13 protein-coding genes and 3 tRNA genes are annotated in these 15,910 nt (G+C 43.8%); 6 read left to right on the top strand and 10 right to left on the bottom strand.

All coding sequences use genetic code 11. The features are described 5' to 3' along the window. Window position 1 precedes the first annotated feature (1 nt). The 5 genes from tsaD (at window position 2) to VFA52_00735 (ending at window position 5,759) form a co-directional block, all read left to right on the top strand. Entirely contained in the window at window positions 2-1,189 is a 1,188-nt protein-coding gene (gene tsaD / locus VFA52_00755) for a tRNA (adenosine(37)-N6)-threonylcarbamoyltransferase complex transferase subunit TsaD (GenBank protein ID HZS42735.1), read from the top strand. Between the two features lie 596 nt (window positions 1,190-1,785). Next, window positions 1,786-3,918, top strand: a complete 2,133-nt coding sequence (locus tag VFA52_00750; GenBank protein HZS42734.1) for a valine--tRNA ligase — start codon at window positions 1,786-1,788, stop codon at window positions 3,916-3,918. Further along, entirely contained in the window at window positions 3,915-4,679 is a 765-nt protein-coding gene (locus VFA52_00745; GenBank protein HZS42733.1) for a PrsW family glutamic-type intramembrane protease, read from the top strand. Before VFA52_00750 ends, VFA52_00745 begins: the two co-directional genes overlap by 4 nt. 10 nt (window positions 4,680-4,689) lie before the next feature. Beyond that, complete coding sequence (locus VFA52_00740; protein ID HZS42732.1) at window positions 4,690-5,184, top strand: Hsp20 family protein; 495 nt, start codon at window positions 4,690-4,692, stop codon at window positions 5,182-5,184. Window positions 5,185-5,504: 320 nt separating this feature from the next. After that, a complete protein-coding gene (locus tag VFA52_00735; GenBank protein ID HZS42731.1) occupies window positions 5,505-5,759 on the top strand; it encodes a hypothetical protein in 255 nt (84 codons plus the stop codon). Between the two features lie 151 nt (window positions 5,760-5,910). Here VFA52_00735 and VFA52_00730 read toward each other — a convergent pair. The 4 genes from VFA52_00730 to VFA52_00715 all read right to left on the bottom strand — a co-directional run bounded on the left by VFA52_00730 (window position 5,911) and on the right by VFA52_00715 (window position 7,619). Beyond that, a tRNA-Phe gene (locus VFA52_00730) sits at window positions 5,911-5,983 on the bottom strand. A 289-nt stretch (window positions 5,984-6,272) separates the two neighbouring features. Further along, the gene (locus VFA52_00725) at window positions 6,273-7,148 is read right to left on the bottom strand and encodes a class I SAM-dependent methyltransferase (GenBank protein ID HZS42730.1); all 876 of its coding nucleotides are present in this window, start codon (window positions 7,146-7,148) and stop codon (window positions 6,273-6,275) included. A 30-nt stretch (window positions 7,149-7,178) separates the two neighbouring features. Next, window positions 7,179-7,250 (bottom strand) — tRNA-Arg (locus VFA52_00720). A gap of 135 nt (window positions 7,251-7,385) precedes the next feature. Further along, window positions 7,386-7,619, bottom strand: a complete 234-nt coding sequence (locus VFA52_00715) for a glutaredoxin family protein (GenBank protein HZS42729.1) — start codon at window positions 7,617-7,619, stop codon at window positions 7,386-7,388. Window positions 7,620-7,754: 135 nt separating this feature from the next. Between VFA52_00715 and VFA52_00710 the strand changes: the two genes are divergently transcribed. Continuing rightward, the gene (locus VFA52_00710) at window positions 7,755-8,117 is read left to right on the top strand and encodes a hypothetical protein (GenBank protein ID HZS42728.1); all 363 of its coding nucleotides are present in this window, start codon (window positions 7,755-7,757) and stop codon (window positions 8,115-8,117) included. 370 nt (window positions 8,118-8,487) lie between these two features. Here VFA52_00710 and VFA52_00705 read toward each other — a convergent pair whose 3' ends face one another. From VFA52_00705 to VFA52_00680, 6 genes are all read right to left on the bottom strand, one after another. Next, complete coding sequence (locus VFA52_00705) at window positions 8,488-8,997, bottom strand: type II secretion system protein (protein HZS42727.1); 510 nt, start codon at window positions 8,995-8,997, stop codon at window positions 8,488-8,490. Between the two features lie 267 nt (window positions 8,998-9,264). Further along, window positions 9,265-9,335 (bottom strand) — tRNA-Gly (locus VFA52_00700). A gap of 51 nt (window positions 9,336-9,386) precedes the next feature. Continuing rightward, window positions 9,387-9,779: a septum formation initiator family protein gene (locus tag VFA52_00695; protein ID HZS42726.1), complete on the bottom strand. Its 393-nt coding sequence runs from the start codon at window positions 9,777-9,779 to the stop codon at window positions 9,387-9,389. 182 nt (window positions 9,780-9,961) lie between these two features. Further along, window positions 9,962-11,791 (bottom strand): translation elongation factor 4, encoded by a 1,830-nt coding sequence (gene lepA / locus VFA52_00690; protein ID HZS42725.1) that lies wholly within the window; start codon window positions 11,789-11,791, stop codon window positions 9,962-9,964. A gap of 443 nt (window positions 11,792-12,234) precedes the next feature. Next, a complete protein-coding gene (locus tag VFA52_00685) occupies window positions 12,235-13,923 on the bottom strand; it encodes a lipid II flippase MurJ (protein HZS42724.1) in 1,689 nt (562 codons plus the stop codon). A gap of 15 nt (window positions 13,924-13,938) precedes the next feature. Then, window positions 13,939-15,906 carry a tetratricopeptide repeat protein gene (locus VFA52_00680; protein ID HZS42723.1) on the bottom strand — a complete coding sequence of 656 codons (1,968 nt, stop codon included), beginning with the start codon at window positions 15,904-15,906 and terminating at the stop codon, window positions 13,939-13,941. Window positions 15,907-15,910 lie beyond the last annotated feature (4 nt).

Below are 15,910 nucleotides of genomic sequence, written 5' to 3'. Positions count from 1 at the left end.
AATGAAAATTCTTGGTATTGAAACTAGCTGTGATGAGACGGCTTTGGCGATTGTGGAAGCGGAAGGAGGCGCGAAGCCGCATTTCAAGATCTTGGCCGAAGCTCTTAATTCTCAAACAAAAATCCATGAAAAATATGGAGGCGTGTTTCCGATGATGGCCAAGAGAGAGCATGCTAAAAATCTCATCCCTCTTTTAAAGAAGATTTTTGACCAGTCAGAAGTTAAAAGTCAAAAGTTGAAAGTAGAATTCAATCAAGAAGAGATTGAAAAAATTCTAGAAAGAGAGCCGGAATTGCTGCGACAGTTTCTAGCAGCACTTCCGGCTCTACCAAAACCTGACCTTGAAGCGATCGCCGTTACTGTTGGCCCGGGCTTGGAACCGGCTCTCTGGGTAGGAATCAATTTTGCCAAGGTCTTAGGGATAGTCTGGGATTTGCCAGTGGTGGCCGTCAATCATATGGAAGGACACATTCTGTCAGTTCTTTTAGAATCCGATCTGACAAAATCGGAGAATTCAAAGTTAAAAGTTGAGAGTTTTAAATTTCCAGCAGTTGCTCTTCTTATCAGCGGCGGTCATACGGAACTGGTTTTGATGAAAGACTGGCAGAAATACGAAATTCTCGGACAGACCCGAGATGATGCCGTGGGCGAAGCTTTTGACAAGGTGGCTCGAATGATGGAACTGCCCTATCCTGGCGGGCCGGAGATTTCAAAATTGGCAGAAGAAGCACGGGCGCGGCACGGTGGCGGTTCAATTGCCAACTTGCCGCGACCGATGATCAAATCCAAAGATTATGATTTCTCTTTCGCCGGATTAAAAACGGCAGTTCTTTATCGTCTACGCAGTATGACAAATACTGAAAAAGAAAACCCAAACTGGAAAGTTCAACTGGCCAGAGAGTTCGAAGAAGCCGTAACTGAAGTCTTGGTCTCAAAAACTAAACGGGCGCTGGAAGAATTTGGCGCCAAAACTTTAATTGTTGGAGGTGGAGTTATTGCCAATAAACATATTCGGGAAGCTTTTCAGGCCCTGATTTTAGACTTTCCTGATTCCGAACTCTTAATTCCTCATTCATCTCTCTCTACTGATAACGCCGTCATGATTGCCGTAGCCGGATATTTCAATTATTTGAACAAAAAATCGGCTTCCTTGGATTTCAAAGCAACTGGAAATCTGGCTTTAAAATAAGGCCGGCGCCCCTCTTGACTATTTTTTAGAATGTGCTATACTATAGGAGAATTTGGACTTTGACGATTTCTCATCGGCGAGGGTTCGGGTTAGGAAAAGGGTGCTAATTTGTTTACTATTTACTATCGCAACCATCTTAACCTTGGCGACGTAGAACCCTCGCAACATTTTCGCCGACATTTAGTCGGCATCGATACCTGCGATTAGTCTTGTTGATGACCTTGTGCCAGCCGATTAGATCTGGCCCTGACTTATCGCAGAGGAATGCAACCCCGCGTCGCCGGCTAGCAGACCATCGCTGGCATCGACTAACTTGGCGACGCGGGGACGGGATTTCTCTTGCTGTGACTCCGAGTCGACTTTTTAGCGCCTTCGCTTATCGCCCCGGCGCAAGCTCTGAGTCACAGATGGTTTTCGCACCACGGACCGCTGCAGTTGGTTGAAGTGCTCGATAGACTTACCAACTTGCCGAGCCGCATAATTTCATGATTGACAAATGAAATTATGCGGCTCTTTTCTTTTATATAAAGGGCGGCGAGCGAAGCTCGCCGCCCTCCCAATTCCAAAAAACCCTTATTTTTGCTAGAATTTTCCTAATGATCCCCGAGAAACTCCTAAAGCCCTACAATCCAAAAGAAACAGAGTCTCGCATTTACCAAATCTGGGAAGCGAGCGGTTTTTTTAATCCCGACAAGCTTCCAAATGATCGAAAAGAGCCCTTCACTATCATCATGCCGCCACCTAACGCCAACGGCCATCTTCACGCCGGTCATGCTTTAGGCACGACACTGGAAGACCTGATGATCCGATACAAACGAATGCAAGGCTTTAAAACTCTCTGGCTTCCTGGCGCCGATCACGCCGGTTTTGAAACCCAGATTGTTTATGAGAAAAAGCTGGAAAAGGAAGGCCGATCCCGGTTCAAGATGGATCCAAAAGAGCTTTATCAGGAAATCTATAACTTTACTCAGGAAAACAAGAAAAAAATGGAGAGTGAAATCCGCGCTCTGGGGGCTTCCTGCGACTGGTCACGTGAAAAATTTACCCTCGATCCCGACGTCATCAAAACTGTCCACCAGACTTTTAAAAAAATGTTTGACGATGGTTTGATTTACCGTGCCAGTCGGCTGGTAAACTGGTGCACGAAACATCAGACTTCCCTCTCCGACGTAGAAACGGTCTCCAAAGAAATGACGGATAAACTCTATTATCTAAAATATGGACCGTTGGTAGTTGCCACGGTTAGACCGGAGACAATGTTCGGAGATGGGGCGATAGCGGTTAATCCGGAAGATTCCAGATATCAAAAATATATCGGTCAAAACATTACGGTAGAAACACCGATTGGTCAGATGGATCTTCCAGTAGTTGCAGACGCAGCCGTAGAAATGGAATTTGGCACAGGCGCTTTAAAAATTACTCCTTCGCACGATAAAAATGATTTTGAAATTGCCGCTCGACATAATTTGCCGAAAAAGGAAGTCATTGATCAGTTTGGCCGACTAAACGAAAAGACTGGCAAGTATAAAGGTCTTAAAGTGCTGGAGGCTCGCAAACAGGTAGTGGCTGATCTTGAATCCATGCATTTAATTGAAAAAATCGAAGACTACACCCACCCTGTTCCCGTCTGTTATAAATGCGAGACGATTATTGAACCTCGAGAATTGCCCCAATGGTTTGTGAAAATGAAACCCTTGGCCGATTTGGCTTTAAAAGCGGCTGAAGAAAACCGAGTAATTTTTCATCCTGAAAATTATAAGAAGATTTTTACTTACTGGATGGAGAACACTATTGACTGGAATATTTCCCGCCAGATTGTCTGGGGCATCCCCATTCCGGCCAAAATTTGTCAGGAATGCGGAGAAGCTTTTCCCGATTTGGATGATTCTATTCGGAAATGCCCAAAATGTGGTGGCGCCATGGTTGCCGACACCGATACATTCGATACTTGGTTTTCTTCCGGACAATGGCCACTCATTACTTTAGGTTTCCCCGATCAGTCTGATTTTAAGACTTTTTACCCTACCTCGGTAATGGAATCCGGTTATGATTTAATCTTTAAGTGGATTCCGCGAATGGTGATCTTCGGACTCTATCTCGCTAAAGAAGTCCCCTTTCAACATGTTTATCTTCACGGATTAGTTAATGATTCTAAGGGTAAGAAAATGTCCAAGAGTAAAGGCAACGTCGTCAGTCCGCTCGAGCTAATTGAAAAGTACGGTACGGATGCTTTGCGAATGGCTTTGATCGTTGGTAATCCTCCGGGCAGTGACATGTCATTAGACGAAAATAAAATTCGCGGCTATAAGAACTTTGCCAATAAAATCTGGAATATCGCCCGATTTGTTTTAACTAACTCAGAAAACTATCAAGAATCCGGGGAGCTTAAATTAAGTGAACTTCAACAGAAACAATTGACGGAGTTTAATAAACTGCTGAAGGAGGTGACAAATTATTTTGAAAATTTTCAATTTCATTTAGCCGCTGAAAATATCTACCACTATATCTGGCACACTTTTGCTGATAAAATAATCGAGGAAAGCAAGACTACCTTAAAAGAAAACCCCCTAGGGACACAATGGTTTCTACGCCACCTTTTAAAAAAATCCTTAGCACTTCTCCATCCATTCATGCCTTTCATTACGGAAGAAATATGGTCATTTTTGCCAAAAGAAACCGCCCAGAGTGATCTGCTAATGGTAGCAAGTTGGCCAAGCAATTCTAAATGAGATTAATTTTAATTATCATTTCGCTCCTGATTTACCCTCTGCGGATTTTAATAGCAGCTCTGATCTTCACATCTGTTCATCCGCAGGTGGCCGTATGGGCCATCCTGGGAGGAGTGGTTCCTTCTTGCGTTTGGCTCTTTTTCTGGATTCAGGAAGATCGCCTGCATCCCGAACCAAAAAAAATCATCTGGCGTTCTTTCGGGGCCGGAATCATCGCCGTTTTAATTGCGGTGGGTCTTGAGCATCTAATTCAACCGGATCCTACTCAAGCTACTCTGTTGATATTCTTTATTTTTGCTCTGGTGGAAGAAATTTTCAAATATTGGGCAGCCTATTTTAGCTGCATCAATACGCCTTACAACGATGAACCGATTGATCCGGCAATTTACCTTATCAGCGCCGCGCTGGGATTCGCGGCGCTGGAAAATATCTTCTTTCTAAATACTCCTATCCTTCAAAATAATCTCTTCAATAGCGTGGTAACTGGTAATTTGCGATTTTTGGGAGCTAACCTGCTCCATGTTATCTCTTCAGCTACTATCGGTATTTTTATTGCTTTTGCCTTTTATAAACCACCTTGGCAAAGAAGACTGTATTTAATTATTGGCCTAGTCTTGGCTGTTGTGTTGCATGGACTCTTTAATTTCTTTATAATTAAGGCGGGAGGGGATTTATTTCTAATTTTCGGCGCTGTCTGGCTTTGCGTGATTCTTCTCATTCTTGTATTTGAAAAAGTTAAAACTATTAAACGAACTTCTTAAATAATTATTTATGGCCAAAGATAAAAAATCATTTTTTGAGCGACTAACCGGCAGTATCAACGTGGATGAATATGAAGATGAATCAGAGGATGCAAATTCCGCACCGGAGAGAAGTTTCAACCCTATTACTAATCGGGAAAAAGCCACCAGTAACTGGCTGGAAGAAGACACCGGCGAGGGTGAGCTTTCAGTAGATGTTTATCAGACGCCTCGCGAAATTGTGATTAGAACAATGGTAGCCGGCGTACGGCGGGAAGATTTGGATATTTCTATTACCCGAGACATGGTCACCATTAAGGGCCGTCGCAACGAAGAGCCGGGTATTTCGGAGCAGGATTACTTTCATAAAGAGCTTTATTGGGGAGCTTTCTCTCGGACCGTGCTTTTGCCGCATGAAATTGAAATAGAGGGTGCGGAGGCTATAGAAAATCAAGGACTTTTGACCGTTAAGCTGCCGAAGGTAGACAAGGAAAGGCAAGCAAAACTACGAGTAAGAGCATCATAATTTAAAATAAAAGACCCGACATATAGATGTCGGGTTTGATTCGAACCCACAGACCTAAGAGAGCCAGTGAGCTCGAAAAATAACTCTTGATGAGGCCTGTTCTTCTGGATGGCGCTGGAGCCAAACTACTAAACTACGGATTAAAGCTGCAGAGCAGAGAATCTTTAAAGTGAGATAGGTTGGTGATAAAGGCTGCTTGGCTAGAATCTCTGCAAACAGAGCGGCGCAGAAAAGCGTAAATAGAATTTTTTTGAACATTTCCCCGAGATTATCATATCAATAAAATTTGGTCTAGTTTCAGAGTTTGTTATAATTGAGGCATGGATGATCCGGAATTAAAAAATCTGCTTCGGGAAAATATTAAATTGGGAGAGGAAAATAACCGAATGCTTCGATATATGTACCGATCGGCCCGCTGGTCTACTGTTTTTTCAATTATTAGGTGGGCAATTATCATTGGTTTAGCTATCGGCGCTTTCTATTATTTGAAGCCGGTTATTGATCGGCTGTCTGCTTCTTACGTCTTTTTAACAGGCCACCAATTGCCCACGGTTGGCAATTTCTTCGGAAAGTAGATCAATTATACAAAGTCGAGGGCCGGAAAATACTTCTCATTGTTTGAATTTTGGAGGTTAATAGCTTCTTGCCACATAATTGCTTAAGCTATACGGACTTTACGGCACTAAAATAATAACCGCCAATTAGAATTGGCGGTTATTATTTTAGTGCCGAGGGCCGGGCTCGAACCGGCGACCCCTTGCTCTTCAGGCAAATGCTCTACCAACTGAGCTACCTCGGCATAGAAGCTTAATTTATATCATAAATTTGACAGACATTAAAATTTAGATAGGATAAGAACGGATACGGGATCATCAAACAAGCCCAACTGTTCAGAAATGAACGGGAAAGCCAGGAGTTGGTCCACTTAACTATGCGTGAGGCCTATGGTGCACCGTAAGGCGGGTAACGTCTCTGGTTGAGCAGTGCTCCCTCGTTTCGCATTTTCGCGTTTTCACGGTTTAGCGTTTTACCGGTCTTGTCATGCTGAGAGCTCAATGATAATTTTTAAATCATTGGGCTCTCTTTTTTTATATAATCCATCTTGCAAAAATCCCGGACGGTAAAAGTCGTTTGCTTTGGGATTCTTCGATAGTTAATTCTCCTTTTTCAATTTGGCCGCCAAATTTGGAAGCAAGCGTTTGGAGATTATTTTCATAAGCAATAGCAGAATAACCCGAAGCATAACCGTTTATTAAGAAAAATATTGGTTTTTTGGAAAGAGTGAGGAAAGCTAAATCCAAAAGCTCCACAAAATGCTCTTCGATTTTCCAGACTTCTCCGTTCGGACCACGGCCAAAAGCCGGTGGATCCATAATGATGCCGTCGTATTTAACAGCCCGCTTCACTTCCCTTTTTAGAAATTTCCGAACATCATCTAAAATCCAGCGGATGGGTTTTTCCTTAAGGTTGGAAATTTCGGCATTTTGTTTAGCCCAATTAATAGTGCTTCTTGAGCTGTCGAGGTGAGTAACCGAAGCGCCGGCTTGAGCCGCGGCTAAAGTGGCACCGCCGGTATAACCGAAGAGGTTAAGAATGGCGGGCGGCTGCCCTGTGGTCTTGGCAGCCGCTTTTACTTTTTCTTCAATCCACTGCCAGTTTGAAAGTTGCTCTGGAAAAATACCTACATGTTTGAACGGCGTTGGTTTAATGATGAAATTCAGAGTGCCGAGCTCAATATGCCAGCTTTCCGGAATCTTGGATTTGAATTTCCAAGAGCCTTTGCTGTGGCCGTCGGTCGCGAAGCGACCGACGGCCTTTTCCCATTCTTTTACCGAAAGATTTTTCGGCCAAAGAGCTTGTGGATCGGGACGGACTAAAATATATTGGCCATACCGCTCCAGCTTTTCTCCTTCTCCACTATCAAGAAGTTCGTAATCTTTTGATGCTTTAGTAGTTAAAATCATATTATTATTGGGGTTCAGATTTCTGGCTTGTGCTCCTGGTAGGAATTGAACCTACATTAAATCCTTAGGACGGATCCGTTCTATCCGTTGAACTACAGGAGCAAATAATTATACCCTTAGGCGGGGTGTTGTTCTCCATTGAACTACGAGGGCGGATAAGAAGGACATCATACATACTACAACAAAGCGGCTGCCTTTGGCAGCCGCTTTGTTGTTCGTTTAGATTCCCATTTAACTTTATACGCCGAGAGTTTGCTTTAAAGTATCTGCATCAAAACCCACCATCACTTCATCATCAATGACGATTACAGGCACGCCTAGCTGTCCGCTCTTATCAATCATTTCCTGTCGCTTCTCTAAATCAGTTCCGACGTTATATTCATTATATTTAATATTGTGCTCCTTAAAGAGCTCCTTAGCCATCTTGCAATAGGTGCAAGTATCGGTGGTGTAAATTGATACGTTTTTCATAGGGCTTAAGTATATCAACCTTTAAAATGGGTAGCAATATTTCAAAAATATGGCTTAAAATAAGGATCCTTGAAAGATTCCGGGCACCAAAGCGTCAGGTTTTATGTACGTCTTAATAAACTAATTTTTGACAATATGCAGGCAACCACCGATCATGAAGTAATTAAAAATTGGATTCTAAAGTGGGGCGGCACTCCGGCTATCGGCGGAGATTCGGAAGACGGGAGTGGTAAAGGCATCTTACGTATAATCTTTGGAGATAATTCCGAGAATGCCGAACCTATTGGCTGGGAAGAATTTTTTGATATTTTTGAGGCGGATCGTCTGACCTTTCGATGTAACAACGATGTCGTAAAGGGTAGCGAATTTTTATCTTTTACTTTTGTTGACCGCGATAAAAGTGCCCCACTTAAAGAAGACGAGACTTCCCTACCGGAAATCAACAAAATGGCTGAGGAAAATATGTACGATAATTTTGAAACTGACCAATCTTATTGAGCCTTGCCTCCTCAATCCTGAAGTGCTAAAGTCTGTTTAGAAGGAGACATAATGAATAGACTAATGATGGTTATCTTGGCCCTGACTTTGACTTTTGTGCCTAGTTCAGGGAACTCACAAGGTCGGCGCGGTAGAATGTACTACCGAAATTTTGACCACTCACAAGGAGGTTATGGGTATCATGGGGGATCGCACAGAGATTTCCGGGTTTTTTATCCTCAACCTCGCTGGATTTTCATCGGCGGTGGTTGGCAGTGGATGCAACCCGAGCCCGTGATTATTTATAGGGATTGCGGCTGTCGATACTAATTCGGATAGTGGCGGAAGAATTTCTTCCGTCATTTTTATTTGCGACGCAGGAAATTTATATTTATCTAGTCACTGAAATTTCCTGGCTGGCTACTTCAGTGGCTGGTGCGCTAATGGTAATGCGTCCGTCTGAGTCGGTAGCAATGGTGTAGCCGGTATCGTAATCACTATTACTGCTATAATGTGCGCCAGTGGCACTCGGATCAAACGGTAAGGTAGAAATGTAAGTCGGCACTAAACAAGGTCCAACATCAAAACCGCCGCTGCTTTTCATAAGAGTCTTGGTGTTGGGAATGGAAGTAGAGGCGCTACCGCAAGTAAAAATGCCTTTGTTTTCGGCCAGATTCTGGCCGACGGCGTTTAGGATAGCGGTGACGTTACTCTGGCGTTGGGAGTCCCGAGCCAGTTTAAATTGCCGCGCCGGATTAATAGCCACCAGCACGACGGCCGCCAGAATGGCAATAATGCCAATGACCACCAGAATTTCGATCAGGGTGAAGCCGGCGTGGGATATCTGATAATTCCTGAGGCGCCGGCCGCAGGCCGGCGCCCGAATAAATAATTTTTTCATGCGCCGATTCTAAACTATCGAGCATGAAAAAACCTTAAATAAAAATTAAAATCGTAATTAGTGCGAGTGGCGAGAAAAATATCTCTCATCGTCCGAATATTCGTATATTGGGGCTCGGTGCCATAGAATTATCGAACTCTGTAAAGTGCGAGATACGGGAAAAACATTTCTCATAGTCCGAATATTCGAGTGTTAGGCTTATTGCCATAGAATTATTGAACCAATTTCATGCTCTTATCCTGTGGTAAATTGCGAATCTAACATTAGTGCGAGTGGCGAGAATCGAACTCGCGTTATCTGCTTGGGAAGCAGACGTATTACCACTATACGACACTCGCAATTTTACTGTCGGGGTGGGAAGCATGTGTTCTACCATTGAACTAATCTCGCTATTTAGTCTTTCTTTTAAAAAGACTAAGAAAATTATCCCACCAGCGGACTAAGAAATTACCGGGAGGAGTTGAACTAGCTGTATTATCCTTGTCCACAATGACTATGACCTGCTCCCCTGACTTGGCCACCTGATATTTGCTGCGAATCTCACTCTCAATCCCCTGATCAGTCTGGAGGGCCGCCACATCATCTGACAGGGCGGTATTTCGAGCCTGAAGTTCCGAAAGCTGGTTATTAACTCGCCACAAGTTGGCCGCACTCTCCCGTTCTTTTTGGAAAACTTTCCAGGTCCCTTCAATTAAAAGAGCAAGTAAAATAGCTAAAATTATTACCACTGTCTTGGAATAGATGCGCTTCTTAATTTTTTTACGTTCTCGAAATTCCCGCATTATCCGTATGATATAATGAATTTCTTAAACCTAAAAGAGATGTTTTTTAACCCAAAACATAGAAAGACTCTGCAGATTATAATGACTATCGTAGCGGCGATCATGATTTTAGGCATGATTATGCTCTACTTTCCAGCTTTTCAATAACTCTTTTCCTATTGCCTGAGACGACTGCCAGCCGCCTAACTTTTCATCATCTTTAAGAAGGTTTCGTGCGGAATATTTACTTTACCGCGCTCCTTCATTTTCTTTTTGCCTTTCTTCTGCTTTTCCAAGAGCTTCATCTTTCGAGTGATATCTCCGCCGTATAGATAGCCGGTAACGTCTTTGCGTAAGGCCGAAAGAGTTCTTGAGGAAAGGATTCTACCTAAAGCTCTGCCTTGAATTTTAGTAACGAATAGCTGGCGCGGCAAAACCCCGTAAAGTTTTTCCACGGCTTTTTCCGCTTCCTCCTGAACCCGCCGAGTGGAAACCACTCGGGTAAAAGCTTCCACCGGCTCATCCGCCACTAAAATATCCAAACGAGCCACTTCGGCTGGTCGCATTTCCTCAAATTCATATGAAAGAGAGGCGAAGCCTGAAGAGACGCTTTTTAATTCATCAAAAAAGTTACGCATCAGTTCCCGCAGCGGTATCAGCACCGTTAAGTTGGTTCGGTTATCCCCGAAAGTTTCGGAGTGATCCAGATCGGCTTCGTGCTCATAGAGTAGTTGGGTAATTTTACCCAAGTATTCAGACGGCGAAATAATTTGCAGTCTCATCCACGGCTCGAGAATACTTTCAATTTCATTTTGCTCGGGAAAAAGCGAGGGTGAATAAATAGTAGCCGTTTTTCCATTTTTATATTTAATTTCGTAGGTGATAGAGGGGGTGGCAATAATTAATTTCAAGCGAAATTCACGTTTCAATCTTTCAGTAATAATTTCAAGGTGAAGTAAACCCAAGAAACCACATCTGAAACCGCGCCCCAGCGATCCTGAAGATTCTTCCTCGTATGAAAAGGACGAATCGGAGAGGCGCAATCTTCCAAGGGCCTGTCGAAGTAAGTCGAAATCATCGGCATCTTCAGGGTAAATGGAGGCCCAAACTACAGGTGAGGGCCTTTCGTAACCGGGAAGAGCTTCGGCCGGCCGCTTCAGTAAAGTAACAGTATCTCCAACGGAGGCAATACCGGGTTTTTTAATACCGGTGACGATGTAGCCGATTTCGCCCGCGCCTAAAGATGGCGCGGGCGCTTCTTCGGGTTTAAAAACTCCGACCTCGAGCGCAAAAAACTTCTCTTCGGCAATACGGAAAAGTAATTCTTCTCCTTTTGCCACTTTTCCTTCAAAGACGCGAACGTAGACGATTACTCCTTTGTGATTTGAATATTGGAAGTCAAAGACGAGGGAGCGAAAGCTCTCTTTTGGACCGCCACGCACTTTTGAATCGCCTTCGTTTACCGGCGAATCAAAAGTGCTTGGCGGCGGCACTCTTTTAACAATCTCTTCCAAAAGCTTCTCCACCCCCTCCCCTGTTTTTCCCGAGGTTTCTAAAATGCTTTCAATCGGACAATCTAACAATTTGGCCACTTCTTCCTTCACTTCCGGAATACGAGCTAAAGGCGAATCTACTTTGGATAAAACGGGGATAATAGTCAGGCCTGAATTTCTAGCCATGCCCAAAGTAGTAAGAGTCTGGGCTTGTACCCCCTGGGTAGCGTCTACTAATAGAATAGAGCCCTCTACCGCCTTTAGAGCTCGGGAGACTTCATAGGAGAAATCTATATGTCCAGGCGTATCTATGAGATTTAAAACGTAGGCTTGCCCGTCGGCTGGATTTTTATATTCCATCCTGACCGGCCGCATTTTAATGGTAATGCCCTTTTCCCGCTCCAGTTCCATATCATCCAATACCTGTTCTTTCATCTTCCGTTTCTCAATCGTATGGGTAATCTCCAACATCCTATCAGCCAGCGTCGACTTGCCGTGATCAATATGGGCGATGATAGAAAAGTTCCTAATATTTTCCATTGAGTCTCAATAGTAACAGAAAGTATTCAATATTTCAGCTTAAATTAAAAGAGTTGCTTAAAAGCAACTCGGTATCTATTCGAGAAATAGCCGCCGGCGCATTGAGTGAATTCGCAATTTGAAAATTTTATAGCCAAGCCGTACACCAATTGAAGTGCCAAGTATGGTTGCGAGAATTCCCCATGGTTGAGGCAAGCTCCATTGCCAAAAGACAAAGATTACTGAATAAAGGATACAGTAAGACCCCATCTGGATAATCAGGTTTTTTGTCCTGACTTCAATCCTAGCAAAATTACGGCGTACGATATTCCTTTCGATGACAGTGAGGTAGACCCAAAGACCTAAAAAACCCAGAAAAAGGAAACAGACAAAGACCTTGATTAAAGGAATGATTGTATTCATATCTCTTGAGAGATTACCAAAAGACAAGAAAAAAAACAATATTACACTTCAATCTTCGTCTGCTCGGCCACCACCACTTCCTTGGTTCGGAAGATGCGGCGGTGCAGCGTTTGCCAAATTTCCCCGATTTCTTGATTGTTGATTAATTTCAAAATGAGAAGACCGAACAAAATACCAATCACTCCGGAACACAATCCTTGGAGGAAGATGCCGATAGTGGTGGAGAGATCAAAAACCTTGTCAAAAACATTTAAGGAAATGTAAGCGACAAAACCCATCAGGATGGCTGCCGAGAAACTCTGGCGAAAAGTGCGCCAGAGGTGAGCAGCCACATTTTTGAAATCCCGCTCAAAGGCAATAAAGAAGATCAGAACATTGAGCAGAACGCCGATCGAATAGCCGAGCGGCAGCATCAACACTTCCGTTCCCGCCACATCACTTACCTTAAATAAGCTTTCAATAAAATACTGAAACATTGGAAAATGGACAAAAGCCTGCCAGAGAAGAAACGGAAAGAAAATGTCCCCCAAAGTGGTTAAAAGGTTGATAATTAAGGGTTTTTTGGTATTACCGGCGGCGTAATAGCCGCGGACAAAAAGTAGAGTGAGCCCTTGGGCAAAAAGGGAGATAGTGAACATTGAAAGGGCCGCCGCCACCAAGCGAGTGTCATCCCAGCTGAAATGCCCTGCCCCCAAAATAGATCGGACAATCTGGGCCCGTAAGACAATGAAGAGAGCGGTGATCGGAATAGAGAGAAAAATAATGTGACGAGCGGCCGTTACTACCTGTTCCACAAACTGACTCTTTTCGCCGCGCGAATAAAGCTTGGCCAAGGTTGGAAAAGCGGCCAAAGTGTAACTCGTTCCAATGATGGCCAGTGGCACCGACTGAAGATTCAGAGCGAAATTAAAAATAGCGATCGAGCCGCTTAACATTAGTCCGGCAAAAGCGGTGACACAGAGCAAAGAAAAGCTGTCCGCCGATAAGGCGATGGTACGCGGCAGTGACAGAAAAATAACTTGCTTCACCTTTTTCCAGTCCAGCCGACCGATAAAGTGAGGCAGCATCCCCTGTCCTCTAACAAACGGAATCTGAATAAAGAAATGGAGAAATGCTCCGATAATTACTCCGAAGACAATGCCGCGCAAACCAAAATGCGGCCGCAGAAAAATGATGCCGAAAATGATAGCGGCGTTATAAATAATCGGACTGGTAGCGTAAAGAAAGAATCGGCGAAAAGTCTGTGTAATGGAACCAAGAAAGTTGGAAATGCCTAAAAAGATTGGCGAGAGAAGCAGTAATCTTGATAAAGTAATCAGTTCGTCGCGTTGAGGGCCATTAGCCAGGGCCGGCAGAATAATTTTCAGAAGATAAGGAATTAAGAAGAAAGCCGCCACACATACCACAATCATTACTAACGAGAAGGCGGTGAAAATGGTATTGAGAAAAATTTTTGATTCTTCCTTGTCTCGATCAAGCCGCTCCACTAAAAATGGAATCAGCACGGAAATGGAAACGAGTGAGGCAATGGAAGCAAAAATAAAATCCGGAATTCTAAAAGCGGCATAATAAACATCGAGAGTCTGACCAGCCCCGAAATAGTAGGCCAACAAGCGATCACGAATCAGGGCCAGAAGCTGGGAAAGAATGGCGAAAAAACCGAGGAGATAGGCGGCCTCATGAACGCCGCCTATCTCCTTATTAAAGATATTCAGAAACTTGCGAACCATCAGGGCTAAACGGCCTTATTGAGCCGTTTTTTTGGTAGAACTGGCGCTTTGAGAGGGTTGATTAGCGTTTGAAGTATTTAAGCCACTAAATGGGTCGCGGCCGGCTTTCAGATTGGCGAGAATGGCAGTAACTACCGAATTATCAGGATTATTGTCAGCTAGGTACTGAAATTGGTTAATGGCGTCGGCGGTTTGACCAGTCTTGTAAAAGCTTAGGCCAAGATAATATCGGGCATCAGCATAATTTGGAATAAGAGCCACCGCTTGATTAAAGACGGTCACGGCATCAGCATAATTTCCCAAACCATATTCCAAAAGACCCAACTGATAATAGACACTGGCATTGTTCGGAGCAACGGTGGTGGCGGCAAGCATTGTCTGAACTGCTCCATTCGAATCATTTTGAGCTAACTGAATCTGAGCTAAGAGATAAATTGCCTGAAGATCATTATTTTTTAATTTCAAGGCACTGACAATATTTTCTTTTGCTTTATCGGCATTTCGGCGGGCTACTTCTAATTGGGCCAGGGCAAGATAAATGTCCGGATCTCGCGGATCGCGCTTCAGAGCTTCTTGATAGGCGCTTTCAGCGCTAGTATCGGCATCCTTCACCCCAAGAGGCACCACGCTCTGGTAAACCGATCCCAGAGCCATCCAGTTGCGATAATCGGTTGGATCAAGCTGGGTGGAAACAGTGGCAGCCGAGACGGCATTACTTAGAATTGATTGAAATTGAGTCTGGATTAAATTGGCGGTCAGATTATTTTGCGAGAGCAAATCATTCAGGCGAGTCAGTTCCACTTGCGCCAGCAGACGATAATAAATCGGATTTCGATCGAGGGAGCCTGCTCGGAGCATGTCGGTTTCAGCGGCAGTAATATTATTGTTGTTTACGGCAATCACTCCTTTATTGGCATAGACGGAAGCCATTATTTTGTTGGAAATAAAGTAACCCCAAGTCAGAATGCCAATAATGACAAGGACGAGCAGTAGAATGACGGCAAATCCTTTACGCGAGTCCTGAACATAATGAATGCGTTTTTCGCCGAGAATTCCTTCCCGAAATAGAGAGGCTAGAAAAAGTCCGGTGAAGATGAAAGCCATTGATAAGGTAACGAGACTCGGAACATATAGAATGTGAATAATCCAGAGATAAAGAGCGATAAAGAAGGAAGAAACCATTAAATAAAGCGAAAATCGGTCTTTAACCCGTGAGAACAGGGCTCGAATACCAAGATAGACAAATAAGCCTAAGAAAGCCAGCCAGGCGAGAATTCCCAGAATACCGGTGGTGACGAGAAAAGTTGGAATGAGACCAACGCCATAGTTAAATGCCGTATCCCAAAAATCCGTTTGATTGACACCGTCAGGCTTTGACAGAAACCATTGGCTGTCAAAACGATTTGGTCCGACACCCAAGAGAGCGTTGTGAGAAAGGGCTCCTTTAGATACAACTAGAGTGGATTGCCAAGTTGGTTCGACGTCCGTAACGTTGATGTGAAAGTAATTATTGAAAAAATTAGATAAAGGAGTTACGGCCAAAGTAAAGATAACGGCAAAGACCAGAACAATTAACGAAGGGAGTGGCAGCTTGCGGCTCCTGGCGAGAGTTGTTCCTTCAGCGGTCTGAATCTCTGCATTGTTGGAAGAGATAAAGTAAACAAAAAATACAAGAGCAAAGAAACCGATAATGGTAACGATGGTGATCGGAGTATTCCAGATAACAGTAAAGTTGGTGAGGGCCAGCAAAAACAGACCGACCACCAAAACAATGTAGGAGAGAATTTTAAATCCGCGACTAAGAGCCAGAAGTTCCAGACTAATTAGGGAAAGCAGAACGGCTACGCCGGAAAAGACTCCCAAGTCGTTCCACTTGCCGATGGGATTTGCTGTCACATCCAGAAAATATTTAAAAGAAAGGAAGCTGCTTGGCCCGGCAATTAAATGAAGAATTTGGTAGAGAGCCAGGACTAAAAAAGCCACTCCA

Source organism: Candidatus Paceibacterota bacterium (assembly GCA_035652395.1).
Lineage (GTDB): Bacteria > Patescibacteriota > Minisyncoccia > Phycocordibacterales > CAJBRS01 > JADGRH01.
Note: the sequence above shows the minus strand (reverse complement) of the source record. Positions and strands in the feature narration are given on the sequence as shown.